The organism is Arthrobacter sp. TJ-58, from assembly GCF_058269295.1.
The window spans coordinates 1,147,272-1,173,263 of sequence record NZ_JBZCNM010000001.1 but is presented as its reverse complement, the minus strand read 5'-3'; the positions used below and the strand labels follow the sequence as shown (position 1 = coordinate 1,173,263).

The window sequence follows — 25,992 nt, the reverse complement described above, 5'->3', positions numbered from 1 at the left end:
TTACTTACCTGATTCTCTTACGTACCGGCTTCTGCTGCTTCCGGTCTCCTACTTGTCCGCGGCCTGGGCCTTCAAGGCACGGACCACGCCGTCGCGGCTTTCCAGCAGCAGCCGGCGCAGCGAGGGAGCCTCGTCACCCAGCGATTCCAGGAAGGAGTCAGTGGCGTCCACGGTGGCCTGCGTGGTCAACCGGGAGGGGTACAGGCCGGTGACAATCTGCTGGGCAATTTCGTGGGTCCGCGTGTTCCAGACCTCGCGCACGGACGCGAAATACTTCTCCGCGTAGGGCTCCAGCAGTGCCGTGTCATGGACGCGGCTGAAGCCGACAATGGCTGAACGCTGGGCGGCGTTGGGCATGTCCGTGCGGTCCACGATGGCCTCCCACGCGGCGGCCTTGGCCTCGGCAGTGGGCACCGCGGCGCGGGCCATGGCAGCGGCCAGCTGACCGGTGGCCGTGGCGTCCTGCTCCAGCTCAGCGGCAATGTCCGCTTCGCCCAGACGGCCGCCGGCAACCAGACCCGTCAGCAGTTCCCAGCGCAGATCCGCATCAATGTTCAGGCCTTCCAGCGTCCGGTCGCCGGAGAGCAGGCCCCAGAGCGTATCCAGGTGTCCGTCCGTCACTGCATGGCCCGCGAAGGACTTCAGGAACTGCAGCTGGGAATCGGAGCCCGGAGCCGCGGCAGCGGCCAGTTCCCACAGGCTGTCGGCGGCTGCGGCCGTCATTGCTTCCTGCTCCGGCGGGGCGACGTAGAACGCCAGCGTGGTGGCGAGCTGGCGCAGCAGCACCTGGACCACTGAGGAATCGGACTCGGAACCAATGTTCTGCAGGACCAGTTCCACATAGTCGCGGGCGGGAGTCTCGCCGTCACGCGCAGCGTCCCAGGCCGAAGCCCAGACCAAGGTGCGGGGGAGCGATTCCGCAATATCCCGCAGGTGCCGGACTGCGGTGTGCAGGGACTGCTCATCCAGCCGGATCTTGGCGTAGGCCAGGTCATCGTCGTTCAGCAGCACCAGGTCCGGACGTGCCCGTCCAACGAGCTCCGGAACGTTAGTGCGTTCGCCGTCGATATCCAGCTCCACACGGTGGGTGCGGTGCAGCAGGCCGTCCTCGCCGGTCTCGTAGAAACCGATGGCCAGCCGGTGCGGCCGCAGGGTCGGGTACTCGGCCACAGCGCTCTGGAGGACAGTGAACGAGGTGATGACGCCGTCGTCGTCCACGTCCAGTTCCGGGCGCAGGGTGTTGACGCCGGCGGTTTCCAGCCACAGCTCGGACCATTCCTTCAGATCGCGGCCGCTGGCGGTTTCCAGTTCCGAAAGGAGGTCCTTCAGCTCGGTGTTGCCCCAGGCATGCTTGCCGAAGTACTCGCGGACACCGGCCATGAACTGGTCCTGGCCAACCCAGGCCACGAGCTGCTTGAGCACTGAGGCGCCCTTGGCATAGGTGATGCCGTCGAAGTTCACCTGCACGTCTTCCAGGTCGCGGATTTCGGCGACGATCGGGTGCGTGGTGGGCAGCTGGTCCTGGCGGTAGGCCCAGGCCTTCTCCATGGACGCGAACGTGGTCCAGGACTGCTTGAACTCGGTTGCATCCGCTGCGGCAAGAGTGGACATGAACTCGGCGAAGGACTCGTTCAGCCACAGGTCGTTCCACCAGCGCATGGTGACCAGGTCGCCGAACCACATGTGCGCCAGCTCATGCAGGATGGTCACGGCCCGGCGTTCCACGGTGGCCTCGGGGACGCGGGAGCGGAAGACGTAGCTTTCCAGGAAAGTCACGGCTCCGGCATTTTCCATGGCACCGGCGTTGAATTCCGGAACAAACAGCTGATCGTACTTGGCAAACGGGTACGGCGTGCCGAACTGCTTTTCGTAGAACTCGAAGCCCTGCCGGGTCAGTTCAAAGACGTTTTCAGCATCCAGGTGCTGCATGAGCGACTTGCGGGCAAAGACGCCCAGCGGAATCACTCGGCCGTCGGAGCTGGTGAGCTCGCTGCGCACCGACTGGTACGGTCCGGCGATCAGTGCAGTGATGTAGGAGGAAATGCGCGGAGTCGGCTCGAAGGACCAGGTGGCGTTCTTGCCGCCCTCCTGCAGGGAACCTGCCGCAACCGGCTCCGGAGTGGCGGAGTTGGAGATGACATCCCAGTGCGACGGCGCCGTGACGGTAAAGCGGAATGTTGCCTTCAGGTCGGGCTGCTCAAAGACGGTGAACATCCGGCGGGAGTCGGGAACCTCAAACTGGGAGTAGAGGTACACCTCGTTGTCCACCGGATCCACGAACCGGTGCAGGCCTTCGCCGGTGTTCATGTAGAAGGCATCGGACTCAACCACGAGCTCATTGGATGCGGCGAGGTTCGGCAGGGAGATGCGGACGCCGTCGGAGACCTCGGCGGGGTCCAGGTCCACGCCGTTCAGGGTGACCCGGTGGACGGCTGAAGTAACGGCGTCAATGAACGTGGACGCGCCCTGCTGTGCGGAGAACCGCACCACGGTGGTGCTGCCAAAGACTTCATCCCCGCGGGTGAGGTCAAGGTTCACGTCATAGGATTCGACGCTGATCAGTTCTGCTCGTTCACGGGCTTCTGAGCGCGTGAGATTCATACCTGGCAAGGTGATGCCTTTCCAATATGCGAAATGATGTCCGTCGTCCCTTGAACCCCGCCTGAGGGAACCGGGCCTGACGGTTTGTGACAATTGCAACATTGTCTCACTGGTTCCCGCTCAGGAAAGAAAGGAACGCGGAAATGTTGGCGGGCCGGCACAGGTCCGGCCACCGGCTAGGGTGGAATCGCACGATTTTCCCAGACATGAAACGGATGGAACATGCGCGTCCACATTGCAACCGACCACGCGGGCATGGAACTCAGTGCCCACCTCCTGGCGCACCTTCGGGACAAGGGCTACGAGATGGTGGATCACGGCCCGCAGGTTTATGACGCCGAGGACGATTACCCGGCGTTCTGCATCGCGGCTGCCGAGGCCGTGGTGGTTGACCAGCAGAGCGGCGTTGAGGCTCTGGGCATCGTGCTGGGCGGCTCCGGAAACGGCGAGCAGATTGCAGCCAACAAGGTCCGCGGCATCCGCGCCGCCCTCGCCTGGAACCTTTCCACCGCCAAGCTGGCCCGCGAGCACAACGATGCGAACGTCATTGCGGTGGGCGGCCGCCAGCACACGGTGGAGGAAGCTACCGAAATTATCGAGGCCTTCCTTGCCGAGCCCTACAGCAACGCCGAGCGCCACAACCGCCGCATCGCGAAGATTGCCGAGTACGAGACCACCGGTACCATCGCGGCGCCCTGATGCCTGAGGGGCATTCCATCCACCGGCTTGCCCGGCAGTTCACTTCGGTGTTTGCCGGGCACCGGCTGGCAGTATCCAGTCCGCAGGGGCGTTTCGCCGCCGGTGCCGAGCGTCTTGACGGCCACGTCCTGGTTGACGCATGGGCCCACGGGAAGCAGCTCTTCCTGGGTTTCGACAACGACCTGTACCTGCGCATCCACCTCGGTTTGTACGGCGCCTTTGATTTCGGCGGCGACTCCACCTTTCTGGGTGCCTCCAGCATCGGTGCCCCGCGCAAGGTGGGGGAGCGGGAGATAGCCTCCGACGACGACGGCGGTGCCTACGCCGGCCCGCCCGCGCCCAAAGGGGCGGTGCGTGTGCGCCTCGTCTCGGAACACGGCTGGGCTGACCTTCGCGGGCCCACGGCGTGCGAAGTGATTACCGAGCAGGAACGTGCCGCCGTAGTTGCCCGGCTCGGGCCGGATCCGCTGCAGGACGGTTCCGACGGCGGGGACTTCGCTGCCCGGGTGCGTCGCCGGGCGTCTCCCGTGGGCCTGCTGCTGATGAACCAGGAGGTTCTGGCCGGTGTGGGGAACGTCTACCGTGCCGAGGTGCTGTTCCGGCAGCGGCTTTCCCCGTGGCGGCTGGGCAAGGATGTGCGGGAAGACGAGGCAGCGGCCCTCTGGGCTGATACAGCTGCCCTCATGCGCAACGGAGTGGCCGAGGGTCGGATCATCACCACCGCTCCTGAGGACCGTGACAGTGCGGCCGAGCCGGTGCCGGTGGCAGACGCACACTACGTGTACAAGCGGACCGGCCTGCCGTGCCGCCGCTGCGGGACGGCCGTTGCCGGCACTGAGATGGGCGCCCGGAAGCTGTACTGGTGCCCGAGTTGCCAGGAACGCTGAAGCTAAGCTCCTCCCGTTCTCCGCGTTCATTCCGCGGAAGGGGCGGTGCCGTGGATCGGTAGATGTTGCCGATGGTGGATGCCGCACCCGCTTGGGACGCCCCAACGGCATCTGCCCGGGCCCGTCCTGCCGCTATCCCGCCAGGGCCTCAAGGAACGCCGCTGCCACGGCCACTGCGTCAGCGGAGCTTCCGGGCAGGAAGACGGCGACGGCGAGATCGCCCTGGATGGCCGCCACCCAGGCATGGTCGGGCTTCTCCCCGCCGGTCCCAGCCGTGCCTGCCGCGGCCATGACAGGTTTGCCGGAGACGTATCCCAGGACCTCCAACTCCTCCGAGGCACCCCCGCCGGCCACATTGGCGCGCAGAATCGACTGCAGCTGTTCCGCCTCGTCGGCGGACAGCGCCGGGGTGTCGTCGGCGGACGATGCGGGCTCAGTCTCTCCGTCCCCGGAGTCCTGCCGAACCTCAGGGTTAAGGACCAGCACGGGAGAGACCCTGGCGCCCCTGCCCACCGAGGCCGCCACGGCTGCCACGCCGAAAGGTGACGCGAGTATCGTTCCCGGAACTTCCGCGGCCGCTTTCTGCCCGGCTCCGCCGTCGGGCACTCCGCCGTAGAAGGCCGGTGTCCCCAGACCCTCTGCTGTGCCCAGCCCCAGGCTCCGAGCCGCTGCCGCCAGCTCCGCATCAGCGGGAATGTCAGGTTCTTCGGTTCCTCCCGCTCCGCCGGCACGGAGCCGGGCCAGCTCGGTAACCGGGAGGAGCGAACTCCCCAGGGAGTATTCGCCCAGCAAGGCAGCCTGGGTCCCCTTGCCTCCGGATGAATTGGCGACGGCCAGGACATTGCCGGTGGAGGGCTGGACGGCCACCAGTGAAGCACCGGGTGTGTCGGAAAGGAGGGCATCTGCCTGGGACTGGATCCCCAGATCAAGGGTGGTCTCCAGGGCCACGCCGGGTTGCGCCGGTGCTTCAAAAAGAGGCGGAGAAGGAGTGTTGTCCGCGTTCAGGACACGAACGGTCACCGCGTCTGAGCCCCTGAGCTGGGGATCGTATTCACGCTGGAGCCCGGAGAGCCCGGTAAGGTCCCCCGGAGCCAGCAGACTGTCAGCGGCCATCTCATCTGTTGCGGGCCCCACCGTCCCCAACAGGTCTGCCGCAAAGCCGGGGCTGGGGCCCAGTACCTGCCTTTCCGGAAGGGCATCGGCGCCGGGAATGGTTGCGATCTCTGAATCGAAGGACGGTGACACCTTGTCCTGGCGCACGGTAGTGACTTCAACGAACTCATCGGGCCCGGCAGCCTGGACTTTTGCCGTGAGTGCGTCCGCATCCAGCCCAAGGAAGAGGGAAAGGTAAAAGACCGAAGCGGCGTATTCATTTCCGCCCAGCACCGACTTGTCCAGGCCTACCCGCCAAACCGGCCAGTCTCGCACCAGCACGGATCCGCCGGCGCCCAGAATGTCCGCACGCGTGGGCGGGGATGCCGTGCGCACCAGCCTCTGCCACGGACGAAGGTCCGGATGCACCGTGGTGGAACGGAAACGGGTTTGCCAGCCGGTGTCCCTTCCGCGCTCCAAGGTCACCGTGGTCTCGTAGCTGTAGTCCTCCGTTGACGCGTTGACGTCCCATACGTATTCCAAGGTGGCTACGGCCTCGTCGGCTGAGACTTCGTCCATTTTTGACACTGTGACGGAGGGTTTAATTTTCATGCCGGAGACCACGTACTCCAGCATGCCGTTCACGGCCTCGACGGTTGAACCCGCAAACTCGTTTCCGGTGACGTCCACGCGGGAGAGTCCGTCCGCCAGCGAGGCGACGGCTTCTTCCGGTCCGGGGCGCTCTTCAGTGGAACATCCGGCCAGCGGAAGGCCCAGGAATGAGAAGGCAAGGATGGCGGCTGTCAGGCGGTTCTTCCCCATGCGGGAAGAATAGCTGCGCGCAGGGAAAAAGGGACGGGGAAAGCCTCGAATTGCTCTGTCGGGGACCTTATTGGCCGCTTCGGGCCTGCCTGTGGTTCGTGAAGGCAAACAAAAAAGGGCCCCGCACGTAAGTGCAGGACCCTTTCGAAGCAGACAATTGCCGGTTATATTTTGCTGAGGGGATGACGGGAATCGAACCCGCGTGATCAGTTTGGAAAACTGAGGCTCTACCATTGAGCTACATCCCCGGCGCCTTGAGGCAGGTTTTACCTTAGCACGGTATTTCAGCGGTTCGGAAATCCCTTCCCGAATCGGCCTCCGGGGACGGCCGGGCCACATCAAATTGTGCACAGGGCGCTTTCTGCCGGTAGGCTGTCAGGTGCACTGACGGGGTGTAGCTCAGCTTGGAAGAGCGCCTGCTTTGGGAGCAGGAAGTCGCAGGTTCAAATCCTGTCACCCCGACTCTGTAGTACACATGGTGCAGACCCAATCCCAGAACCCTCAGGAGAACTACGCTGTGAAGAGCGCTGTAGAAAACCTCACACCCACGCGGGTAAAGCTCGTTGTGGAAGTTCCGTTTGAGGAACTGAAGCCGAGCATTGACGAGGCCTACAAGACCGTCGCCACCCAGGTGCAGGTACCCGGCTTCCGCAAGGGCAAGGTCCCCAACAGGCTCATCGACCAGCGCGTCGGCCGCGGCTACGTCCTGGAAACCGCCATCAACGACGGCCTGAACGGCTTCTACCAGGAAGCTGTGCAGGAAACGGGCATCCGTCCGCTGAGCCGCCCCGAGGTGGAAATCAGTGAAGTTCCGGACCCCGCCACCGACGAAGGCCAGCTGGTTTTCAACGTTGAGCTGGACATCCGCCCCGAAATCGAGCTCCCGGATTACTCCGGCCTCGAGGTCACCGTTGAGCCGGCTGAAGCTTCCGACGACGACGTCACCAAGGCCCTGGACGAACTCCGCGGCCGCTTCGGCACCCTGAAGTCCGTTGACCGTCCCGCCGCCGAGGGCGACTTCCTCACCATGGATCTCGTAGCCAAGGTGGGCGACGAGGAGGTCGACTCCGCTGCGGACCTGTCCTACCAGGTAGGCGCCGGCACCATGCTTGAGGGCATGGACGAAGCAGTCACCGGCCTGTCCGCCGAGGAATCCGCCACCTTCGAGACGAAGCTGGCAGGCGGCGAGCACGCCGGCGAAGACGCCACCGTCACGGTCACCATCAAGGCTGTCAAGGAGCGCGAGCTTCCCGAAGCCGACGACGACTTTGCCCAGCTGGCCAGCGAATTCGACACCATCGAAGAACTGCGCGAAGACCTGACCAAGCGTGCCGCTGAGTCCAAGCTCATGGAGCAGGGCGTCGAAGCCCGCGACAAGGTCCTGGAAAAGCTGCTGGAAATGATCGAGGTTCCGGTTCCGGAGTCCGTCATCGAAGAGCAGCTGGAACAGCACTTCAGCTCTGAGGGCGCACAGACCCAGGCTGCCGATCACGACACCGAAGAGCACCGCGCCGAAGTTCGCGAGAACACCGCCGCTGCCTTCAAGAACGAGATCATCCTTGATGCAGTTGCTGACAAGGAAGAGCTGGGAGTCAGCCAGAACGAGCTGATCGACTACATCGTGTCCGCTGCCGGCCAGTACGGCATGGATCCGAACCAGTTCGCCCAGCTGATCGACCAGAGCGGCCAGGTTCCGATGATGGTTGGCGAAGTCCGCCGCCGCAAGGCCCTCGCCAAGGTCCTGGAGCTGGCCAAGGTCACCGACACCACCGGTGCCAAGATCGACCTGACCGACTTCGTCCGCCCCGCAGGCGAAGAAGCACCGGCCGCTGAAGCTGAAACCGAAGCCCCCGAGGCCGAGGTTGCCGAAGAGTCCAAGAGCGACGACAAGGCATAGTCTCCTTCATGAGGAGACCGTGACCCCGGGTCACTCCAGAAGCGCCGCCGGCCCTGAAAAGGGCCGGCGGCGCTTTTTTGCTGACCGGGGACGGTGTGACCGGGCTTGTCCAGCGCTGTGACGGGCATCGTGCGCCGTCAGCGAACAGTCAGCAAAACGGGAGCAGATCACAGCCGTAACAGGTTAGGGTCCTAGAAGAGATAAACGGCGGGACCAGCTGACGCGGTTAGCGGTTCTGTACCCCGCCAGAGCGAGAGGTCACTCAGTATGGCAATTGCACCCAACACACCCACAATGGCAACGGTGGACCCGGCTAGCCGGGACGACTACATCTACAATCGTCTGCTGCGTGAGCGGATCATCTGGTTGGGCTCTGAAGTCCGCGATGACAACGCCAACGCCATCTGCTCTCAGCTGCTGCTGCTCTCCGCCGAGGACCCTGAAAAGGACATCTTCCTCTACATCAACTCTCCCGGTGGATCCGTGACGGCCGGCATGGCCATCTACGACACCATGCAGTTCATCCCGAACGACGTAGTCACCGTGGCAACCGGCCTGGCCGCATCCATGGGCCAGTTCCTGCTGTCCTCGGGTACCAAGGGCAAGCGCTACGCCACGCCGCACGCACGCATCCTGATGCACCAGCCTTCCGGCGGCATCGGCGGCACCGCCTCCGATATCCGGATTCAGGCAGAACTGATCCTTCACATGAAGCAGGTCATGGCGGAACTGACTGCCGAGCAGACCGGCCAGACGGTGGAGACCATCCTGAAGGACAACGACCGCGACAAGTGGTTCACGGCCCAGGAAGCACTGGAGTACGGATTCTTCGACAAGATCTCCGCCCACGCAGGCGGCGTCACCGGCGGCGGCGGAACGGATCAGGACAAGGGCGCGGCTCCGGCCGAGGACTAACCCTCCCTTCCTCCCAGCGCACCTTTCTTAGACTTCAGGAGTAAAGCAATGAACATGAATTTTGGAACCGCAGGCGGTGCGGCACCGCAGATGCCATCCAACCGCTACGTATTGCCGCAGTTCGAAGAGCGCACGCCGTACGGCTTCAAGCGCCAGGACCCGTACACCAAGCTGTTTGAGGACCGCATCATCTTCCTGGGTGTCCAGGTAGACGACGCCTCCGCCGATGACGTGATGGCACAGCTCCTGGTTCTCGAGTCGAACGACCCGGACCGCGACATCACGCTGTACATCAACTCCCCGGGCGGTTCGTTCACGGCCATGACGGCCATTTACGACACCATGCAGTACATCCGTCCGGAAATCCAGACGGTCTGCCTGGGCCAGGCAGCCAGCGCCGCTGCGGTGCTGCTGGCAGCAGGTACGCCGGGCAAGCGCCTGGCCCTGCCGAACGCCCGCGTGCTGATCCACCAGCCGGCCCTCGGCGGCGGCGAGCGTGGACAGGCATCGGACCTGGAAATCCAGGCAGCCGAGGTCATGCGCATGCGGACCTGGCTGGAAGACACCCTGGCCCTGCACTCCAACCACACGTCCGAAGAAGTGAACCGGGACATCGAGCGTGACAAGATTCTCACGGCCGCCGGCGCTATGGAGTACGGACTGATCGACCAGGTGCTGGACTCCCGGAAGATCAAGACTCCGGCCATCAACCGAATGTAAGCCTCCCCAAGGCCCGCGGTGCGAAATTACGCACCGCGGGCCTTTCGGTTGCTGTATCACCGAACCAAGTGTCCTAGAGTGGAACATGGCTCCGGCCTTCGGCTGTCCCGCACGGGACGGATGCCGGCACTGTTTTAACGATGGACCATCTAAGGGGACTGAATTATGGCTCGCATTGGTGAGAGCACGGATCTGCTCAAGTGCTCTTTCTGCGGAAAGAGCCAGAAACAGGTTCGCAAGCTTATTGCCGGGCCCGGAGTCTACATTTGCGACGAGTGCATCGACCTCTGCAACGAGATCATCGAAGAGGAACTCTCCGAGGTAGCTGATCTGGGCACCTTCGAGCTGCCCAAGCCCCGGGAAATCTTCGACTCCCTTCAGGAGTACGTCATTGGCCAGGAACCGGCCAAGCGTTCCCTCGCCGTCGCCGTGTACAACCATTACAAGCGCATCCAGGCCGGCCACGCTCCGCGCAACACCGGCAACCTGTCGGACGCAGTCATCTCCGACGACGTGGAAATTGGCAAGTCAAACATTCTCCTCATCGGCCCCACCGGCTGCGGCAAGACGTACCTTGCGCAGACTCTCGCGCGGCGGCTGAACGTTCCCTTCGCCGTCGCCGACGCCACCGCGCTCACGGAAGCCGGCTACGTGGGCGAGGACGTGGAAAACATCCTGCTCAAGCTCATCCAGGCCGCCGATTATGACGTCAAGCGGGCCGAGCAGGGCATCATCTACATCGACGAGATTGACAAGATCTCGCGCAAGAGCGAGAACCCCTCCATCACGCGCGACGTGTCCGGCGAGGGCGTGCAGCAGGCCCTGCTGAAAATCCTGGAAGGAACGGTCGCCTCCGTTCCCCCGCAGGGCGGCCGCAAGCACCCGCATCAGGAATTCATCCAGATCGACACCACCAACGTCCTCTTCATCGTGGCGGGTGCTTTCGCCGGCCTCGAGGAAATCATCGGCTCCCGGTCCGGCCGGAAGGGCATCGGCTTCGGCGCACCCCTGAACGAGAGCGCCAAGGAAGCAGATTCCTACGCCGACGTCATGCCGGAGGACCTGCTGAAGTTCGGCCTGATCCCCGAGTTCATCGGCCGGCTTCCCGTCATCACCACCGTGTCCAGCCTGGACCGCGAGGCGCTGATCCGGATCCTCACCGAACCCAAGAACGCCCTGGTCAAGCAGTACCAGCGGATGTTCCAGCTCGACGGTGTTGAACTCACCTTTGAGCCGGCTGCCCTGAACGCGATCGCCGACGCAGCGCTGTCCCGCGGCACCGGCGCGCGCGGACTCCGGGCCATTCTGGAAGAGGTCCTGCTGCCGGTCATGTTTGATCTGCCCAGCCGCGAGGACGTCGCCACGGTGGTCATCACCGAAGACGTGGTCACGAACAAAGCAGAGCCCACGCTCATTTCGCAGGCCGTGGCAGCCAAGCGCCGGAACAAATCCGCCTGATCCGCGGTTGCCCCAAACAGCTGTTACTTTCAGCGGGGGAGCACCGGCCCGCCCGCTTCGTTTTTGAGACCCGAAGGAGTGTGCCGTGAGCTCACCCGATACTGCAGCAAAAGCCGACTTTTGGTTTGATCCGATCTGCCCGTTTGCCTGGGTCACCTCCCGCTGGATGGGCGAGGTGGAGCAGGTCCGCGACGTCAGCACGCAGTGGCATGTCATGAGCCTGTCCGTCCTGAATGAGGGACGGGACCTGCCCGGCGACTACAGGGAACGCATGAAGGCCGCCATCAAGCCGGTGCGCGTGATCACCGCGGCGAAGGAACTGCACGGCGACCAGTACATCAAGCCGCTCTACGACGCCATGGGCACGCGGATCCACATCGGACAGAACGATGATTTCGATGCCGTCATCCGCGAGTCCCTCGAGGAAGTCGGCCTTCCGGCCGAGCTGGCCGAGTTCGCGGACAGCGACAAGTACGACACCCAGCTGCGCGCCTCGCACCAGGAGGGCATCTCCAAGGTGGGCGACGACGTCGGAACCCCCATCGTGGCTTTCAACGGCACCGCCTTCTTCGGGCCGGTCCTGACGCGTATCCCGCGCGGAGAGGAAGCAGGCCGGATGTTTGACGGAGCCGTCATGCTCGCCTCAAACCCCGCGTTCTTCGAACTCAAGCGCAGCCGCTCCGAGAGCCCGCAGTTCGACTAAAGCCCGCTGCTTCCAGCAAACAGAACGCCCGGCCGGAAATCTCCGGCCGGGCGTTCTGTTTTAACCTGTGCTGTGTCTGTTACTCGGGCGCAGGGGCCGGTTCCACCGGAGCCAGCTCCACGTCGGAGACAGCCAGTTCGCCGTCACCGGCAGCCAGGGACAGCTCGCGGACGTTGCCCGCCGCCTTGAGGTCAGCCAGGCCGGCCTGCAGCTGCGCCACCTGTGCAGCGGATGCGGTGACCGTGGCACTGAGGACCTCGGTGCGCTGCTTGACCTTGGCTTCGGACTTGGCCTTGCGGATGCCGCCCAGGGCGGTTGCCACGGTGGCGAGGATGCCGGCGTCGGCCGTTGCCACCGCGGTGGCCAGCGCGTCAACGTTCGGCCACGGTGCGCGGTGCACCGAGCCGTGGCGCCACCAGCCCCACACCTCTTCGGTGGCGAAGGGCAGGAACGGTGCAAAGACGCGCAGCAGCGCATCCAGGGTGGTCGCCAGGGCGGCCAGCACCGATGCCTGCTCCTCTTCGCCGAAGGCTCCGTAGGCGCGGTCCTTGATCAGCTCCACGTAGTCATCCGTGAAGGACCAGAAGAAGGACTCGGTCAGCTGCAGGGCCTTGGCGTAGTCGTAACGCTCAAACGCTGCTGTGGAAGCATTCACCACTTCAGCAAGCTGCTTCAGCAGGGCGGAGTCCAGGGCGTTGGTGATCACCGAAGTGTCCGCCGTGACGACGTTCTTCTCGGTGGCGCCCAGGTTCAGGACGAACTTCGAGGCGTTGAGCAGTTTGATGGCCAGACGGCGGCCGATCTTCATCTGCGCAATCTCGTAGGCCGTGTCCGCGCCCAGCTTGGCGGAGGCCGCCCAGTAGCGCACGGCGTCGGATCCGTAGTCATTGAGCACATCGGTGGGAACCACGACGTTGCCTTTGGACTTGGACATCTTTTTGCGGTCCGGGTCCAGGATCCAGCCGGAGATGGCCGCGTGCTTCCACGGTGCCGCGTGGTTGAGCGCATTGGCGCGAACCACGGAGGAGAACAGCCAGGTCCGGATGATGTCGTGGCCCTGCGGGCGCAGGTCAAACGGGAAGACCTTGCTGAAGAGGTCCTCGTTGCGGCTCCAGCCGCCCACAATCTGCGGGGTGAGGGAAGAGGTGGCCCAGGTGTCCAGGACATCTGCATCACCCACGAAACCTCCGGGCTGATTGCGGGAGGATTCCTCGTACCCCGGAGCCGGCTCGGCGGCGGGGTCCACGGGCAGCGACTCGGATGCCGGCAGAACGGGGTTGTTATAATCCGGGTTGCCCGAGGCATCCAGCGGATACCAAACGGGAACCGGGACACCGAAGAAGCGCTGGCGGGAGACCAGCCAGTCGCCGTTCAGGCCCTCGATCCAGTTTTCGTAGCGCGAACGCATGAACGCCGGGTGGAAGTCGATCTCCTTGCCGCGGGCAATCAGGGCCGCGCGGCGGTCCTCGTCACGGCCGCCGTTGCGGATGTACCACTGGCGGCTGGTGACAACCTCGAGGGGCTTGTCGCCCTTCTCGAAGAAGTTGACCGGGTGGGTGATCTTCTTGGGTTCGCCCTCGAGGTCTCCGCTTTCGCGCAGCATTTCGACGACGGCTTCCTTCGCGCTGAAGACCGTCTTGGCGGCCACGGCGGCGTAGTTTTCCTTCGCCTTTTCCGTGGTGATCCAGTCCGGGGTCTCAGCCAGCAGGCGTCCGTCGCGACCGACGACGGCGCGGGTGGGCAGGTTCAGCTCGCGCCACCAGGTGACGTCGGTCTGGTCGCCGAAGGTACAGATCATGGCGATGCCCGAGCCCTTGTCCGGCTTGGCCAGCGGATGTGCGCGCACCTCTACCTCGACGTCGAACAGCGGGGAGGTGACCTTGGTGCCGAACAGGCGCTGATAGCGCTCATCGTCGGGGTGGGCCACCAGGGCCACGCAGGCCGGAAGCAGCTCGGGGCGGGTGGTCTCGATGAAGACCTTTTCACCGTCCGGCGCATGGAAGCTGATGCGGTGGTAGGCGCCGGACTGTTCCCGGTCCTCCACCTCGGCCTGGGCCACAGCGGTGCGGAACGTGACGTCCCACAGGGTGGGAGCCTCGGACATGTAGGCGTCCCCGGCCTTGAGGTTCTCCAGGAAGGCGCGCTGGCTGACGGCGCGGGAGTTGTCATCGATGGTGCGGTAGGTGCGGGTCCAGTCAACGGACAGGCCCAGCGTGGAGAAGAGGTCCTCGAAGACCTTTTCATCCTCCACAGCCAGCTCTTCGCACAGCTCAATGAAGTTCCGGCGGGAAATCACGTCGAAGTCGCGCTGGTTCTTGGGTGCGGTAGCCGGCGGGCGGTAGTCCGGATCGTACGGCTTTGTAGGATCGCAGCGGACGCCGTAGTAGTTCTGCACCCGGCGTTCGGTGGGCAGGCCGTTGTCATCCCAGCCCATCGGGTAGAACACGTTCTTGCCGGTCATGCGCTGGTAACGCGCCATGACGTCGGTCTGCGTGTAGGAGAACATGTGTCCCACGTGCAGCGAGCCGGAGGCCGTGGGCGGGGGAGTGTCGATCGAGTAGACGTCCTCGCGGACGGTGTCTTCGTTGAACGCGTACGTTCCCTCATCCCGCCAGCGGCGGCTCAGGGTTGCTTCCAGCCCTTCAAGGGCGGGCTTGTCGGGGACGGATACGGTCTTGGGTTCATTGTCGGGCGTGTCTGTGCCCGGAAAGTTTTCAGCCATACTGCCATTCTTCCATGCGGGCGGGAGGGTGCGGGGAACTGTTGCGCTGTCCGGCCCGGTTCCTCCGGTGCGGCCCTGTCCGGTCCGGCCCGCCCGCCGTAGCATCCGGGGTATGGAAAAGACCCAGGAGAATCCGGCTTCCATCCGCATCCGCCGCATTTATGAACCGCCCGACGGCGGCTACCGGGTTCTGGTGGACCGGCTGTGGCCGCGCGGTGTTTCCAAGGAACGGGCAGACCTGGACGAATGGCTCAAGGACCTCGCGCCAAGCACTGACCTGCGCAGGTGGTTCGGTCACCAGGAAGAGCGCTGGTCCGGATTCCAGGACCGGTACCGGGAGGAGCTCGCCGCGAATCCGGAGGTTGCGGATTTTTCCCGGGCCTGTGCCTCCCGGGCGGACACGGTGCTGCTCTACGGGGCGCGTTCCGGGACGGAGAATGAAGCGGCGGTGCTCCGCGACTACCTGTTGGGCCTGGGTCTGACCGGCCAGCCGTGACATTCGGATGATTATTGGCCGGTGCGGCAAAATGGCAGGATGCCTCTGGAAAATCTTCTCCTCAGCCTCAGCGCGCTTCCCCAATCAGGACCGCGGGACGCATATCTGCAGTTCCTGAACGCCGCAGGGGATGCCTCCCTGCGGCGCGGCGGCGGCCCGGAACACGTGACGGGGTCGTGTTTCGTGTTTTCGCCCGACTTCGATCATGTGCTCCTGTGTTTCCACCGCAAGGGGCAGTTCTGGGTCCAGTTCGGCGGGCACATTGAGCCGAACGACGCAACAGTGGCGGAAGCCGCCCAACGGGAGGCCCGTGAGGAGTCCGGAATCAGTGACCTGATCCTGCTTCCTGCCGGGTCTGCCCCCGTACTCATGGACCTTGACCGGCACGATCTGCACGGGGGCTTCTCCTGCTCAGCGCATTGGGACGTGGGATACGCGGCAGTTGTTAGCCCCGACGTCGTGATTTCGGTCAGCGATGAAAGCGAGGCCGTCCGCTGGTTCCCGGTTTCCGCAGTGCCGGCGCAGGTGCCGGCAGGTTTCGGTGCCCGTATGGAGCATGTCCGGCGCACGGCCATGTCACTGCCTGGCGCCCCGGCCGGTAACTGACATGCCGGCTCCGCCTCCGACTGACCGGCTCCGCCTCCGACTGACCGGCTGCGCTTCCGTGAGATGACTGACGCCGACGTCGACAACATGGCCGCGTTGCTGGGGGACCCCGAGGTGATGCGCTTTTACCCTGCACCTAAGTCCCGGAGGGAAGCCGCGGATTGGATTCGGTGGAACCAGGAAAACTATGCGGAGCACGGGTACGGCCTGTGGATTGTCCAGACGCACGGTGGAGAGTTCATCGGGGACTGCGGCTTGACCTGGCAGCAGGTAAATGCCGAGCAGAAGCTTGAGGTCGGGTACCACGTGCGCTCCAACGTGCAGGGCCGGGGGTTCGCAACCGAAGCCGCCGCGGCCTGTCGGGATTACGCACGGGAACATGTTGAAACCGCTGAACTGGTAGCCATCATTCATCCGGATAATCGTGCCTCTGAGCGGGTAGCAGAGAAAATTGGAATGCGTCGCGTTGCAGATGACCGGGGCGGGTCGTCCCCGCTGGTCCGGACGGTCCTCAGCATGGAGCTGTAGCCGCACGCCCAGCCGGGTCACCGCAACACCGCAACACCGCAACATAGAAGCGTGCCCGGGAGGGGAAGTCGCTAGGGTGGTGCCATGACCCCTAAGCGCGCAGTAGTGACCGGAGCAAGTTCAGGAATTGGAGCGGCGGCCGTACGGGCCCTGCGGAATTCAGGCTGGGACGTGGTGGCCGTGGCCCGCCGCGGGGACAGGCTGCAGGCGCTTGCCGAGGAGACCGGTGCGCAGGCCATCACCGCAGACGTGACCGACGGCGGGTCCGTGGCCCGGATGGCCGAAGAGGTGCTGGCGACCGGGGGAGTGGACGCCGTGATCAACAATGCCGGCGGAGCCTGGGGTGTGGACTCCGTGGCAACAGGAAAGCTCGCCGACTGGGAAGCCATGTACAACGTGAACGTGCTCGGAGCCCTCCGCGTCACGCAGGCTTTCCTGCCCGCGCTGCGGAGCTCCGGACAAGGCTCGGTGCTGATGCTGACCTCCACCGCGGCCCTGGCCTCCTACGAAGGCGGCGGCGGATACTGCGCCGCCAAGTCCGCTGAGCAGGCGCTCGCCGAAACTCTCCGGCTGGAAGAAGCGGAGAACAACGTCCGCGTCATCGAGATCCTCCCCGGCATGGTCAAGACGGACGAGTTCTCCCTGAACCGGCTCGGAGACAAGGATGCGGCGGAAAAGGTCTACGCCGGAGTGGAGAAACCCCTCACAGCAGGGGACGTCGCTGACGTCATGGCCTACTCCCTGAACCTTCCGCACCACATCAACCTGGACAAGGTGGTGCTGCGACCGCTGGCCCAGGCAGCCAACCACAAGGTCATCCGCCGCCAGCCGGCCCAGGCGTAACCTCCGCCGGCCCTAACTTGGACAATGCCTAACTGCGCCGGCCCTAACTTCGACAACCCCGGGGGTGTGGCCTAAACTGGCGGAAGCAGCTTTGACCCGGCTATCACCGGTGAGCTTCCGGAAGAACGGCGCCGCACCCCTTTTGCAGATGTCTGGGGATGATCGTGCACCCAGTAGAACCGGACGGGTAAGCCCGTCACAGCAGTCAACGAGCGGCAGCCCGACTCGGCGGCGCAGTGCATCAAGCACGGCACGACGACGACGGCGGCAAGCGAGGTGGTACCGCGGATTCTGAGCCGGCATTAAGCCGACGGGGAGTCCGCCCTCGCATCCTGTTTCTTACAGCCAGATTTACTTGCCGCTATCAGGATGACGAATATGCCCTCTATCTATCCCAAGGCCACTACGGCCGCCGCTCCGGCAGAAAACGCCGCCCCTTCTTCCCCTCGGTTTCCGGAACTCGAAGAACTGGTTCTGAAGTACTGGGCCGAGGACGGCACCTTCCAGGCCTCCATCGACGCCCGGTCCGCCGGCAAGGACGGCTCCAACGAGTTTGTCTTCTATGACGGCCCGCCCTTCGCCAACGGCCTGCCGCACTACGGTCACCTGCTCACCGGCTACGTCAAAGACCTGGTGGCCCGCTACCAGACCCAGCGCGGCCGCCGCGTGGAACGCCGCTTCGGCTGGGACACCCACGGGCTGCCCGCCGAACTTGAAGCGATGAAGCAGCTGGGCATGACCGACAAGGTCCAGATCGAAAAGATGGGCATCGACAAGTTCAACGACGCCTGCCGCGCCTCCGTGATGGAGTACGCCGGCGAGTGGAAGGACTACGTCACCCGCCAGGCCCGCTGGGTGGACTTCGAGAACGACTACAAGACCCTCAATGTCGAGTACATGGAGTCGGTCATCTGGGCCTTCAAGACCCTGCATGAAAAGGGCCTGACCTACAGCGGTTTCCGGGTGCTCCCGTACTGCTGGAAGGACGAGACTCCGCTGTCCAACCATGAACTGCGCATGGACGACGACGTCTACAAGGACCGCCAGGACCAGACCGTCACGGTCACCTTCCCCCTCACTGCCGGTGACAACGCGCTTTCCGCGGAGCTCGACGGCGTCCTCGCCATCGCCTGGACCACCACTCCCTGGACCCTGCCCACCAACATGGCCCTCGCCGTCGGGCCCAAGGTCCGCTACGCCGTCGTGCCCGCCGGACCCAACGGCACGCCGCAGGAGAACCCGGAGGCCCGCTACCTGCTGGCCGAAGACCTGGTGGGTGCCTACGCCAAGGACCTGGGGTACGACGACGCCGAGGCCGCCCGCGCGGCCGTCACCTCCGTGCACCTGGGCACCGAGCTGGCCGGGCTGAACTATGAGCCGCTGTGGAACTACTACACCGACACCGAAAAGTGGGGCACGAAGAACGCCTGGCAGATTGTCACGGCCGACTACGTCACCACCACCGACGGCACCGGAATCGTCCACCAGGCTCCGGCCTACGGTGAAGACGACCAGAAGATCTGCGAAGAAAACGGCATCCCCGTGATCCTGTCCGTGGACGAGGGCGGCAAGTTCCTGCCCATGTTCTCCGACGGACCGCTGTCCGACATCGCCGGCCTGCAGGTGTTCGACGCCAACAAGCCCATCACCAAGGTGCTGCGCGCCGACGGCCGCCTGCTGCGCCAGGCCAGCTACGAGCACTCCTACCCGCACTGCTGGCGCTGCCGGAACCCGCTGATCTACAAGGCTGTTTCCTCCTGGTTCGTGGAGGTCACCAAGATCAAGGACCGCATGGTCGAACTGAACCAGCAGATCAACTGGATCCCGGAGAACGTCAAGGACGGCCAGTTCGGCAAGTGGCTGGAAAACGCCCGCGACTGGTCCATCAGCCGCAACCGCTACTGGGGCAGCCCCATCCCGGTGTGGGTCTCCGATGACCCCAACTACCCGCGCACCGACGTGTACGGTTCGCTGGAAGAAATTAAGGCCGACTTTGGCCGGCTGCCGCTGAACCATGAGGGCCAGCCGGACCTGCACCGCCCCTTCATCGACGAACTGACGCGCCCCAACCCGGACGATCCGCGCACCCCCGAAGAGGGCCAGTCCACCATGCGCCGCGTCGAAGACGTACTGGACGTCTGGTTCGACTCCGGTTCCATGCCCTACGCCCAGGTGCACTACCCGCATGAGAACGCCGACTGGTTTGAGCACCACAACCCGGGCGACTTCATCGTGGAGTACATCGGCCAGACCCGCGGCTGGTTCTACACGCTGCACGTGCTCGCCACGGCGCTGTTTGACCGCCCGGCCTTCCGCAACGTCATCAGCCACGGCATTGTGCTGGGTTCGGACGGGCAGAAGATGTCCAAGTCCCTGCGCAACTACCCGGACGTCTCCGAGGTCCTGGACCGCGACGGCTCCGACGCCATGCGCTGGTTCCTCATGGCCTCACCGATCCTGCGCGGCGGCAACCTGATCGTCACCGAACAGGGCATCCGCGAGGGCGTCCGCCAGGTGATCCTGCCGCTGTGGAACGTCTGGCACTTCTTCACGCTCTACACCAACGCCGCGAACAACGGCAACGGGTACGAGGCGAAGCCGCGTTACGAGTCCAGCGAACCGCTGGACAACTACATGCTGGCCGCCACCGGCGACCTGGTCCGGACCATGACCTCGCAGCTGGACAGCTATGACGTCTCCGAAGCCTGCGAAACCCTGCGCCAGTACATGGACACGCTGACCAACTGGTACATCCGCCGCAGCCGCACCCGGTTCTTTGATGAAGATACCCAGGCGTTCGACGTGCTTTACACCTGCCTGGAAACCGTGTGCCGCGTGGCAGCTCCGCTGCTGCCGCTGGTCACCGAGGAAATCTGGCGCGGACTCACCGGCGGACGCTCCGTGCACCTGACCGATTGGCCCGACGCCGGGCTGTTCCCGCAGGATCCCGCCCTGGTGGACCGGATGGACCGCACCCGGCGCATCGCCTCGGTGGGCTCATCCCTGCGCAAGGCCGCGAACCTTCGGGTCCGGCTGCCGCTGTCCGAAATGACGGTTGTCGCTCCGAACGCCGAGGCGCTGCAGGGCCAGTTCGCGGCAATCATTGCCGATGAGCTGAACCTGAAGTCCGTCCGGCTGATGGAGGCTGCTGCCGCCGATCCGGCCGAATTCGGCATCACGCAGAAGCTGGTGGTCAACGCCCGCGCCGCGGGTCCGCGCCTGGGCAAGAATGTCCAGACCGCCATCAAGGCCTCAAAATCCGGGGACTGGTCGGTGGACGACGCCGGCACGGTCACCGCAGGCGGCCTGGAACTGCAGCCGCAGGAATACACCCTGGAAACAGTGGTGGAAACCGCCGACGGCGAATCCGCCAAGGCAGTGTCCGTGCTGCCCGGCGGCGGCTTCCTGGTGCTGAACACCGAAGTCACCCCGGAGCTGGCCGCCGAGGGCACCGCCCGCGACGGCATCCGCGCCATCCAGCAGGCCCGCCGCGACGCAGACCTGCACATCAGCGATCACATCCGGACCGAGGTCACCACCTCGCAGGCTTCCGCCGCGGCTCTTGAAGCCAATGCGGAGCTGATCAAGTCCGAAACCCTGACCGACCAACTGGTGGTCACCGCCGTCGATCTTGCCGACGACGCTGAAGAATTCACCGTCACTGTGGAGAAGATCTAATGAGCATGTCTGACGGACCCTCCGGGGCCATCGACGGTTTCTCCGTCGAAAGCGTCTACGCCGAGCTGCTGAGCCGCGCCCCCGAGAACAAGATGGAGCCGCGCATGGCGCCGCTGTTCCGCGCGATGGAGGTGCTGGGGGAGCCGAACAAGGCGTTCCCGATCATCCACATCACCGGAACCAACGGCAAGACCTCCACGGCACGGATGATCGAGGCCGGGCTGCGGGCCTACGGGCTGCGCACCGGCCGGTACACCAGCCCGCACCTGAGCAAGGTCACCGAACGGATCAGCATCGACGGCGAGCCCGTCTCCGACGAAACGTTCGTGCGGATCTGGGACGAGATCCACCCGTACCTGGACATCGTCGACGGCGAACTGACGGCGGCCGGGGAACCGCGCCTGACCTACTTTGAGGCCGTCACCATCCTCGCGTTTGCGGTGTTTGCCGACGAACCCGTGGACGTTGCGGTCATCGAGGTGGGCCTGGGCGGCATCACCGACGCCACCAACGTGGGCGACGGCGCCGTTGCGGTTGTGACGCCGATTTCCCTGGACCACACGGAACTGCTCGGTGACGACGTCGCTGACATTGCGATGGAAAAGGCCGGCATCATCAAGGAGGGCGGCTTCCTGATCAGCGCCGCCCAGCCGATGGAAGCTGCACAGGTCCTGCTGGAAAAGGCCCGTGAAGTGGGCATTCCGTACCGCTTCGAGGGCGTCGAGTTCGGCGTCGAATCCCGTGTGATGGCGGTCGGCGGACAGATGCTCACCATCGCCGGACTTGCCGGACGCTACGAGGACCTGCTCCTGCCGCTGCACGGCAAGCACCAGGCGGAGAATGCCGCCGTCGCCGTGGCAGCGCTGGAGGCGTTCATCGGCGGGGGCACGAAGGAACTGGACGTTGAACTGCTGCGCACCGGATTCTCCACCGTCTCCTCGCCCGGCCGGCTGGAAGTGGTGCGCACTGCGCCCACCATCGTGGTGGACGCCGCGCACAACCCCGCCGGTGCCAAGGCATCAGCCGAAGCGGTGCTGGAAGCCTTCAGCTTCACCTCGCTGGTGCTTGTGGTCGGCATCCTTGCCGAAAAGGATTCCGTGGGAATCCTTACGGAACTGAGGGAGACCCTGGGCGACCAAATCGCCGGCGTCTGCCTCACGCAGTCCAGCTCGCCGCGCGCCCTTTCGGCTGAAGACCTGGTCCAGGACGCCGTCGACGCAGGTTTTGCCGACGAAGACCTGCAGGTGGAACCCGGCCTGGACAACGCCATTGAGTGGGCGGTGGCCAAGGCCGAGGAAAACAATGACCTCGCCGGAGGCGTGCTGATCATCGGCTCCATCACCCTGGTGGCCGAAGCGCGCACCCTTCTCGGAAAGTAAGCACGATGGCAAAACTCACCAAGGCGCAGCGCGAGTGGCGTCCCGGAATGCCCAAGAAACGGCGTTCCATCCGCACAATGTTCGCTTCCACCGTTCTGGTCCTGGAAGCGTTCCTCGTGCTCTTTGCAACGCTGGCCGTCTTCGGCACGCAGCGCGACGCCCTGTCCCCGGCCATTATCCTCACCGGCGGGCTGGTCCTTTTCGCCGTGCTGATCGGTACCTGCGCGATTCTGTCCAAACCGGCCGGTCCGGTGATCGGCTGGATCCTGCAGCTGGTCATCATTGCCACCGGTTTCCTGGAACCGATGATGTTCCTGATTGGTGCAGTCTTTGCCGCCACCTGGTGGTACGGGCTGAAGACCGGCATGCGCCTGGACCGGGAGAACCGGGAGCGGGACCGTGAGCAGGCGGAATGGGAAAAAGCCCATCCCGAGGCAACAAGGGAAGCAGGCACTGCCGGCGACGCAGCCACGGACTAGGCTTAGACTCGAAAACCGCAACTTCGCAAGGAGATACACCGTGAGCACTGAGCGCACACTCGTACTGATCAAGCCCGACGGCGTGGAGCGCAAGCTCTCCGGCGCAATCCTGGCCCGGGTCGAAGCCAAGGGATACACCCTGGCGGAACTGAAGAAGGTCAATGCAACCCGCGAGGTGCTCGAAGAGCACTACGCGGAGCACGAGGGCAAGCCGTTCTACGAACCGCTGGTTGAGTTCATGCTGAGCGGTCCCATTGTGGCGGCGATCTTTGAAGGCGAACGCGTCATCGAAGGCTTCCGCTCCCTGGCCGGAACCACGGACCCCACCACGGCGGCTCCGGGCACCATCCGCGGCGACTTCGGCCGCGACTGGGGAACTGCTGTCCAGCAGAACCTGGTGCACGGCTCGGATTCACCCGAATCTGCTGCCCGTGAAATCGGCATCTGGTTCAAGTAGAACCCGCAGTACATGACCTTGCTGTAAACACGCAGAAGGGGCCGGCACCAATATTGGTGCCGGCCCCTTCTGCGTCTTTGCTTGGCTTACGGAATCAGGCGCTCGGCCCGCAGCCGGTCAAAGAGCTCCTTGAAGGCATCTTCGGTCCGGCGGTAGCCGGTGAACCCGGCCACGCGGCTCTTGCTCATGTCCGTGAGGACCTCGATGTTCCGGCCAAGATCAGCGTCGGTGTGCCACCAGGTGGCCAGGCGGGAAAGATTCGGTTCCGCCAGGTTGTAGCGGGCAGCGAGCTTCTCCCACGCCTCGTCCATGCCCGCCATCTGCTCCTCGAGCGGGCGCGGCTTGGTATCGAAGCCGGCCGGTTCCACGCCGAAGTATTCCGCCAGGCGCGGCCACAGGGAACGCCACCGGAACACGTCGCCGTTGACCACGTTGAAGGCCTCGTTGGCGGTGTTCGGATCGGTGGCAGCCCAGAGCATGTGCTCGGCGAGCAGACCGGCGTCAGTCATATCGGTGACGGAGTTCCACTGGGTTTCCGAGCCGGGGAAGACAAAGGGCAGGCCCAGCTCGCGGCAGAGTGTTGCCTGCGCGGCCAGCGTCTGGCCCATGTTCATCGCGTTGCCGACGGCGAAGCCGATCACCGTGTGCGCGCGGTGAACGGACCAGGCGAAACCCTGCCGCTCGGCGGCGGCCATGAGCTCGTCCTCCTGCGCGTAGTAGAAGTTGTCCACCGGCAGGCGCGGCTCTTCTTCAGAGAACGGAGTGTCAGGCATGGGGCCTTCGCCGTAAGCCTCGAATGGTCCCATGTAGTGCTTGAGCCCGGTCATCAGGGCGACGTGTTCCAGCGGCGCATGCTCCAGGGCGGTGAGCAGATTCCGGACCATTGCGGAGTTGACGGCAATGTTCTCCACTTCCGTTTCCTGCCGGGACCAGGAGGTGAAGAAGACGTGCGTCGGATGCTTGTCTTCCAACACGGCGGTGAGGCTTTCCGGATTGGTCAGGTCCGCGGCAACGGGCACGACGCCGGGGCGCGCCGGGTCGGGGGCGCCGCCTTTGCGGGACAGGGCCAGGACGGTCCATCCCTGCGCGGAGAGGAGATCCACAATTGCGGCACCGGCGATTCCGGTGGCACCTGCCACCAGCGCGGTGCGCGCAGAGTTGGATGAGGCGTTTTCCGTCGGGACAGTTCTAAGCATGGTTCTCCTGGATCAAATGGTGCGTTCAGCCGGACGCGGCAGGGTCAACCTGCCGGGGGCTTTGAAGGCGACAACCGGCCGGCGGCGGGAGAAATTCCTGACGATCGGACGCAGAGCCCCTAGGCTGGGCGCATGGCACTCATTTATCACGCAGACCTGCACCCGGACAAAATGGAAATTCTCGCGTCCTGGTTGCCCACAACCTCCTGGTTTCCCCGCACGGGCGAGCTGCCCCTGGAGCGCGTGGGTTCCTTTCGATTCGATGACCCGGACGGAGATGTGGGCATCGAAACCCATCTTGTTGCCGTCGGAGCCAACGTGGTCCAGGTTCCGCTGACCTACCGCGGGGCACCGTTGGAGGGCGCAGAACAGTACCTCATCAGCACGATGGAGCATTCAGTGCTGGGACGGCGCTGGGTGTACGACGGATGCGCGGACCCCGTGTATGCAGAAGCGCTGGCCGTTTCAATCCTCTCGGGCCAAGGGCAGGCCGCGCAGTATTTCCTGAACGACGGCGTTCGGGAGGACATCCCTGAGACCATCAGCGTTGTGGCCAGCGGCCTGCCCGACGGCGAAGAACTTGCTGAAGGACCGCAGCCGGGCCCGGATAACCTGACAGTTGCCCGCATCCGGACCGAAAACTGGGACCTTTCGGTGGTTCGCATCTTGGAACTCGGCGGAGAAGCGGTGGCGGATCCGTCCCTGACCGCAACCTGGAATGGCCAGGACGTTCCCGTCCTCCTGGCGTGGGCCCTGCCGCGCGGCTGACCAGCCGTCGTCGGGCGTCCCATTCCGGTTCGAGTGTCGCGTAAAAGCCCTAACCGCCCATCCAGTGTCGCGCAGATGCCGCACTGGGGCGGCTGTTTCCGTATTTGCGCGACACTCGGCGGAGTTCAGAAGGCGGGGTCCAGAAGGTGGGGTCCAGAAGGCGGAGTTCAGAAGGCGGAGTTCAGAAGGCGGGCTTCAACCGCCGCGGTTCAGACGGCGTGAACGTCCTGCTAGCCGAGGAAGGAGTTGATAAAGCGGAAGAAAATGCTTGCCGCGGTTGCCACCCACAGCAGCGCCACAATCACCCAGGTCCACTCCGAGAGGAACTTCACCAGCCCGGGAGAGGCAGGGACAACACCCTGCGCAAGGTTGCGCACGGTGGTGAAGACGAAGAGCGGGATCATCGCGGTCCAGACAACAATGCAGTAAATGCAGAGTACATAGATGTCGAACAGTGCCTGGCTCCACAGCCACACCACAAACACCATGCCCAGCGTGACGCCTGCCTGCATGCCCAGCCAGTACCAGCGGGCGTACCGGGCGCCGGCCAGCATCCCCATGGCGGTTGTGATGACAACGGCAAAGGCCACAATGCCGATCAGCGGATTGGGGAAACCGAAGATCGCTGCCTGCCAGGTCTTGAAGACGGTGCCGCAGGAAACCCAGGGACTGATGTCGCAGCTGGTGATGTAGTTGGCGTCCGCGTAGACACGGAGGCGTTCCAGGACCAGGACGGCCGAGGCCAGCCAGCCGACGACGCCGGTAATCAGCAGAGTCCAGGCGAAGCCCCGTTCCGGCGCGCGCTGCTCGGTGTCCCGGAAAGCGGCTTGCTGTCTGGCGGCGGTGGAAGGCACGGAGATCTCCTTTTGGCTGGTGGCGATATGTGTCGAGTCTATGCTCTGTTGCGGGCCAAAAAGACGGGTGTGTGAGATAATGACTGTGGCTGATGGCGGAACCACATTCCGGCACCGGTCCAGCGACAGGCTTCCGGTTCTGTCGGTGACGCTTCCCAAGCAGTTCGCCCATCAATCCGGATGGGAACCAGG

The 25,992-nt window shown here is 64.4% G+C and carries 21 protein-coding genes and 2 tRNA genes; 17 read left to right on the top strand and 6 right to left on the bottom strand.

What is annotated here, in order from left to right:
* Window positions 1–48: 48 nt before the first annotated feature.
* Window positions 49–2,601, bottom strand: a complete 2,553-nt coding sequence (pepN, locus tag AC4D2W_RS05435; protein WP_490925859.1) for an aminopeptidase N — start codon at window positions 2,599–2,601, stop codon at window positions 49–51.
* A gap of 222 nt (window positions 2,602–2,823) precedes the next feature.
* Between pepN and AC4D2W_RS05430 the strand changes: the two genes are divergently transcribed.
* Together AC4D2W_RS05430 and AC4D2W_RS05425 are read left to right on the top strand one after the other, a co-directional pair.
* Window positions 2,824–3,300 carry a ribose-5-phosphate isomerase gene (locus AC4D2W_RS05430; RefSeq protein WP_490925858.1) on the top strand — a complete coding sequence of 159 codons (477 nt, stop codon included), beginning with the start codon at window positions 2,824–2,826 and terminating at the stop codon, window positions 3,298–3,300.
* Complete coding sequence (locus tag AC4D2W_RS05425; protein WP_490925857.1) at window positions 3,300–4,187, top strand: Fpg/Nei family DNA glycosylase; 888 nt, start codon at window positions 3,300–3,302, stop codon at window positions 4,185–4,187. The genes AC4D2W_RS05430 and AC4D2W_RS05425 overlap by 1 nt, the downstream gene beginning before the upstream one ends.
* Before the next feature lie 132 nt (window positions 4,188–4,319).
* Here AC4D2W_RS05425 and AC4D2W_RS05420 read toward each other — a convergent pair whose 3' ends face one another.
* Together AC4D2W_RS05420 and AC4D2W_RS05415 are read right to left on the bottom strand one after the other, a co-directional pair.
* Entirely contained in the window at window positions 4,320–6,101 is a 1,782-nt protein-coding gene (locus tag AC4D2W_RS05420; RefSeq protein ID WP_490925856.1) for an NTF2-like N-terminal transpeptidase domain-containing protein, read from the bottom strand.
* A gap of 177 nt (window positions 6,102–6,278) precedes the next feature.
* A tRNA-Gly gene (locus AC4D2W_RS05415) sits at window positions 6,279–6,349 on the bottom strand.
* 140 nt (window positions 6,350–6,489) lie between these two features.
* On the opposite strand from AC4D2W_RS05415, the gene AC4D2W_RS05410 reads away from it, so the two are divergent.
* The 6 genes from AC4D2W_RS05410 (at window position 6,490) to AC4D2W_RS05385 (ending at window position 11,794) form a co-directional block, all read left to right on the top strand.
* Window positions 6,490–6,563 (top strand) — tRNA-Pro (locus tag AC4D2W_RS05410).
* A gap of 55 nt (window positions 6,564–6,618) precedes the next feature.
* Window positions 6,619–7,998: a trigger factor gene (gene tig, locus AC4D2W_RS05405; protein ID WP_490925855.1), complete on the top strand. Its 1,380-nt coding sequence runs from the start codon at window positions 6,619–6,621 to the stop codon at window positions 7,996–7,998.
* Window positions 7,999–8,292: 294 nt separating this feature from the next.
* On the top strand, window positions 8,293–8,913 hold the full coding sequence (locus AC4D2W_RS05400; RefSeq protein ID WP_104054784.1) for an ATP-dependent Clp protease proteolytic subunit: 621 nt from the start codon (window positions 8,293–8,295) through the stop codon (window positions 8,911–8,913).
* A gap of 48 nt (window positions 8,914–8,961) precedes the next feature.
* Window positions 8,962–9,633, top strand: coding sequence for an ATP-dependent Clp protease proteolytic subunit (locus AC4D2W_RS05395; RefSeq protein WP_490925854.1), 672 nt, complete (start codon window positions 8,962–8,964; stop codon window positions 9,631–9,633).
* A 165-nt stretch (window positions 9,634–9,798) separates the two neighbouring features.
* Window positions 9,799–11,091 carry an ATP-dependent Clp protease ATP-binding subunit ClpX gene (gene clpX / locus AC4D2W_RS05390; protein ID WP_400928123.1) on the top strand — a complete coding sequence of 431 codons (1,293 nt, stop codon included), beginning with the start codon at window positions 9,799–9,801 and terminating at the stop codon, window positions 11,089–11,091.
* 85 nt (window positions 11,092–11,176) lie between these two features.
* Window positions 11,177–11,794: a mycothiol-dependent nitroreductase Rv2466c family protein gene (locus AC4D2W_RS05385; protein WP_490925853.1), complete on the top strand. Its 618-nt coding sequence runs from the start codon at window positions 11,177–11,179 to the stop codon at window positions 11,792–11,794.
* 79 nt (window positions 11,795–11,873) lie between these two features.
* Here the strand turns inward: AC4D2W_RS05385 and valS are convergent, their stop codons facing one another.
* Window positions 11,874–14,516: a valine--tRNA ligase gene (gene valS, locus AC4D2W_RS05380; protein ID WP_490925852.1), complete on the bottom strand. Its 2,643-nt coding sequence runs from the start codon at window positions 14,514–14,516 to the stop codon at window positions 11,874–11,876.
* 112 nt (window positions 14,517–14,628) lie between these two features.
* Here valS and AC4D2W_RS05375 point away from each other — a divergent pair, with 112 nt between their 5' ends.
* The 8 genes from AC4D2W_RS05375 (at window position 14,629) to ndk (ending at window position 22,982) form a co-directional block, all read left to right on the top strand.
* Window positions 14,629–15,012, top strand: coding sequence for a DUF488 domain-containing protein (locus AC4D2W_RS05375; protein WP_490925851.1), 384 nt, complete (start codon window positions 14,629–14,631; stop codon window positions 15,010–15,012).
* A 39-nt stretch (window positions 15,013–15,051) separates the two neighbouring features.
* Window positions 15,052–15,618: an NUDIX hydrolase gene (locus AC4D2W_RS05370; protein WP_490925850.1), complete on the top strand. Its 567-nt coding sequence runs from the start codon at window positions 15,052–15,054 to the stop codon at window positions 15,616–15,618.
* A gap of 48 nt (window positions 15,619–15,666) precedes the next feature.
* A complete protein-coding gene (locus tag AC4D2W_RS05365; protein ID WP_490926030.1) occupies window positions 15,667–16,146 on the top strand; it encodes a GNAT family N-acetyltransferase in 480 nt (159 codons plus the stop codon).
* 84 nt (window positions 16,147–16,230) lie between these two features.
* Window positions 16,231–16,989, top strand: a complete 759-nt coding sequence (locus AC4D2W_RS05360; protein WP_490925849.1) for an SDR family oxidoreductase — start codon at window positions 16,231–16,233, stop codon at window positions 16,987–16,989.
* Window positions 16,990–17,367: 378 nt separating this feature from the next.
* Window positions 17,368–20,667 carry an isoleucine--tRNA ligase gene (ileS, locus tag AC4D2W_RS05355; RefSeq protein WP_490925848.1) on the top strand — a complete coding sequence of 1,100 codons (3,300 nt, stop codon included), beginning with the start codon at window positions 17,368–17,370 and terminating at the stop codon, window positions 20,665–20,667.
* Window positions 20,667–22,046 (top strand): bifunctional folylpolyglutamate synthase/dihydrofolate synthase, encoded by a 1,380-nt coding sequence (locus tag AC4D2W_RS05350; RefSeq protein WP_490925847.1) that lies wholly within the window; start codon window positions 20,667–20,669, stop codon window positions 22,044–22,046. The genes ileS and AC4D2W_RS05350 overlap by 1 nt, the downstream gene beginning before the upstream one ends.
* A gap of 5 nt (window positions 22,047–22,051) precedes the next feature.
* Window positions 22,052–22,525, top strand: a complete 474-nt coding sequence (locus tag AC4D2W_RS05345) for a DUF4233 domain-containing protein (protein ID WP_490925846.1) — start codon at window positions 22,052–22,054, stop codon at window positions 22,523–22,525.
* A gap of 40 nt (window positions 22,526–22,565) precedes the next feature.
* Window positions 22,566–22,982, top strand: coding sequence for a nucleoside-diphosphate kinase (gene ndk / locus AC4D2W_RS05340; RefSeq protein ID WP_490925845.1), 417 nt, complete (start codon window positions 22,566–22,568; stop codon window positions 22,980–22,982).
* 86 nt (window positions 22,983–23,068) lie between these two features.
* Here ndk and AC4D2W_RS05335 read toward each other — a convergent pair whose 3' ends face one another.
* Window positions 23,069–24,178: an SDR family oxidoreductase gene (locus tag AC4D2W_RS05335; RefSeq protein ID WP_490925844.1), complete on the bottom strand. Its 1,110-nt coding sequence runs from the start codon at window positions 24,176–24,178 to the stop codon at window positions 23,069–23,071.
* Between the two features lie 132 nt (window positions 24,179–24,310).
* On the opposite strand from AC4D2W_RS05335, the gene AC4D2W_RS05330 reads away from it, so the two are divergent.
* A complete protein-coding gene (locus AC4D2W_RS05330; protein WP_490925843.1) occupies window positions 24,311–24,946 on the top strand; it encodes a CG0192-related protein in 636 nt (211 codons plus the stop codon).
* Window positions 24,947–25,176: 230 nt separating this feature from the next.
* Here AC4D2W_RS05330 and AC4D2W_RS05325 read toward each other — a convergent pair whose 3' ends face one another.
* Window positions 25,177–25,800 (bottom strand): vitamin K epoxide reductase family protein, encoded by a 624-nt coding sequence (locus AC4D2W_RS05325; RefSeq protein ID WP_490925842.1) that lies wholly within the window; start codon window positions 25,798–25,800, stop codon window positions 25,177–25,179.
* Window positions 25,801–25,992 lie beyond the last annotated feature (192 nt).

Bases quoted from the DNA above. Each gene is read 5' to 3' on its own strand.
- AC4D2W_RS05350 (WP_490925847.1), top strand. From the start codon at position 20,667: ATGAGCATGTCTGACGGACCCTCCGGGGCCATCGACGGTTTCTCCGTC.
- AC4D2W_RS05330 (WP_490925843.1), top strand. From the start codon at position 24,311: ATGGCACTCATTTATCACGCAGACCTGCACCCGGACAAAATGGAAATT.
- AC4D2W_RS05425 (WP_490925857.1), top strand. From the start codon at position 3,300: ATGCCTGAGGGGCATTCCATCCACCGGCTTGCCCGGCAGTTCACTTCG.
- AC4D2W_RS05420 (WP_490925856.1), bottom strand. From the start codon at position 6,101: ATGGGGAAGAACCGCCTGACAGCCGCCATCCTTGCCTTCTCATTCCTG.
- AC4D2W_RS05375 (WP_490925851.1), top strand. From the start codon at position 14,629: ATGGAAAAGACCCAGGAGAATCCGGCTTCCATCCGCATCCGCCGCATT.
- valS (WP_490925852.1), bottom strand. From the start codon at position 14,516: ATGGCTGAAAACTTTCCGGGCACAGACACGCCCGACAATGAACCCAAG.
- AC4D2W_RS05370 (WP_490925850.1), top strand. From the start codon at position 15,052: ATGCCTCTGGAAAATCTTCTCCTCAGCCTCAGCGCGCTTCCCCAATCA.
- clpX (WP_400928123.1), top strand. From the start codon at position 9,799: ATGGCTCGCATTGGTGAGAGCACGGATCTGCTCAAGTGCTCTTTCTGC.
- AC4D2W_RS05345 (WP_490925846.1), top strand. From the start codon at position 22,052: ATGGCAAAACTCACCAAGGCGCAGCGCGAGTGGCGTCCCGGAATGCCC.
- ileS (WP_490925848.1), top strand. From the start codon at position 17,368: ATGCCCTCTATCTATCCCAAGGCCACTACGGCCGCCGCTCCGGCAGAA.
- AC4D2W_RS05395 (WP_490925854.1), top strand. From the start codon at position 8,962: ATGAACATGAATTTTGGAACCGCAGGCGGTGCGGCACCGCAGATGCCA.
- AC4D2W_RS05430 (WP_490925858.1), top strand. From the start codon at position 2,824: ATGCGCGTCCACATTGCAACCGACCACGCGGGCATGGAACTCAGTGCC.
- AC4D2W_RS05400 (WP_104054784.1), top strand. From the start codon at position 8,293: ATGGCAACGGTGGACCCGGCTAGCCGGGACGACTACATCTACAATCGT.
- AC4D2W_RS05360 (WP_490925849.1), top strand. From the start codon at position 16,231: ATGACCCCTAAGCGCGCAGTAGTGACCGGAGCAAGTTCAGGAATTGGA.
- pepN (WP_490925859.1), bottom strand. From the start codon at position 2,601: ATGAATCTCACGCGCTCAGAAGCCCGTGAACGAGCAGAACTGATCAGC.
- AC4D2W_RS05335 (WP_490925844.1), bottom strand. From the start codon at position 24,178: ATGCTTAGAACTGTCCCGACGGAAAACGCCTCATCCAACTCTGCGCGC.